Source organism: Gordonia sp. (in: high G+C Gram-positive bacteria) (assembly GCF_049299075.1).
Classification (GTDB): Bacteria; Actinomycetota; Actinomycetes; order Mycobacteriales; family Mycobacteriaceae; genus Gordonia.
This window is the reverse complement of sequence record NZ_JBAQWU010000185.1, coordinates 1-1,684: the sequence shown is the minus strand read 5'-3', so window position 1 is coordinate 1,684 and position 1,684 is coordinate 1. Positions and strand designations below refer to the sequence as shown.

1 protein-coding gene and 1 pseudogene are annotated in these 1,684 nt (G+C 67.5%); both read left to right on the top strand.

The features are described 5' to 3' along the window. Positions 1-393, top strand: a pseudogene (locus tag WAW85_RS06015) (PD-(D/E)XK nuclease family protein); the annotation flags it as partial. Next, the coding region (locus tag WAW85_RS06010; protein ID WP_422558730.1) for an AAA family ATPase at positions 390-1,684 on the top strand (1,295 nt) is incomplete at its 3' end. The pseudogene WAW85_RS06015 and the gene WAW85_RS06010, both read left to right, overlap by 4 nt.

Below are 1,684 nucleotides of genomic sequence, written 5' to 3'. Positions count from 1 at the left end.
GAACGGTTCCGCGGATATCTGACCGGCAGCATCGACTCGGTGCTGCGGACGCCAGACGGGCAGTTCGCAGTGGTGGACTACAAGACCAACCGGCTGAGCGCGGGTGACAAGACCGTCGAGGACTTCAACACCGAGGCCATGGCGGAGGAGATGATGCTCGCGCACTATCCGCTCCAGGCGTTGCTGTATTCCGTGGCGCTGCACCGGTATCTGCGCTGGCGACTACCCGACTACCAGCCGGGTCGGCACTAGGGGCCGGTGCAGTATCAGTTCGTCCGTGGCATGGCGGGGCCGTCCACGCCACCGGGCTGCGGAGTGTTCGAATGGCGGCCACCGGTGAGACTCATCGAATCGCTGTCGGATCTGCTGGCCGGAGAAGGGGAACGCCGATGAGTGCGCAAGTGGTAGCCGGGGACATCGGGATCCTGCGCGTGTTCCATGACGCCGGGGTGTTCACTGCGGCCGACGTCCACGTCGCACAGCGGGTTGCGGACCTGTCCGGAGCGGAGATTTCCGACGATGAACTGATCGCAACGGCACTCGCGGTGCGTGCGGTGCGGACCGGATCGACGTGCGTGCAACTCCGGACGATCCGGCAGATCGGGCCCGACGCCAGCACAACCGATACCGCCGACGTCCCTGATACGGCGGACGGCGAGACCGCGGACCTGCCGTGGCCCGATCCCGACGACCTGGCCCGGCTCCTACAGTCGTCACCGCTCGTGGTCGGCTGTCCCAGTGGTCCGCTGCGGCCGCTAGCATTGCTGACGTCCGCGGATGGACCGCTGCTCTACCTGCGCAAATACTTTCGACAGGAGCAGAGTATTCGCGATATTCTGGACCGGCGAGCGCAGGTGCGGCCCGTGGTGGACGCGACGGCGCTCGGCGCGGCGATTGACGAGGTCTTCGGCCCCAGAACGCATGAGGACTACGACCGTCAGCGCGCGGCGGCGGCGTTGGCGGCGACGTCGTGGACGACGGTGCTCGCTGGCGGTCCAGGCACCGGCAAAACATATACGGTGGCGCGACTCCTGGCTGTGATGGAGCGAATACTGGGCAGTGAGGTGCGCATCGGACTGTGCGCGCCCACCGGCCGTGCGGCATCCCAGATGCAGGCGTCAATCAACGATTACCGCGCGGAGTCCGCGGCGCTCACTGTCGCGCCGGTGGCGACGACGATCCACCGCCTGCTGCAGTGGCACCCCGACGGAACATTTGGGCGCGGGGCTGGCAATCGGCTGCCCTACGACGTCGTGGTGGTGGACGAGACTTCGATGCTCGCAGTCACCATGATGAGCCGCCTGCTCGAATCGCTACGGGAGGACACTCGGCTGATTCTGGTCGGCGATCCGCATCAGCTGGCGTCGGTGGATGCCGGTGCGGTGCTTGCTGACCTGGTGGATCGGGACGGGTCGGCGGAGCCGGGGTTGCCGCCTGCATTCGATGCGGTCGCCGACCCGCCAGCGGGCGAGTTCTCGCCAGATGAGGAACGGCTACTTGGCGGTGGGGTGATCACGCTGCGCCGCGGCCACCGCTACGGCGGGCAGATCTCCGCGGTGGCCGAGGCGATCAAGGCCGGCGATGCCGACGCGGTGATCGACCTGATTACCGGTGCTGGAGCCGCGGCCGTCGACGAGGTGCAGGTGACCCTGCTCGATACCGACCAGGTGGAGGCGGTGCGCGG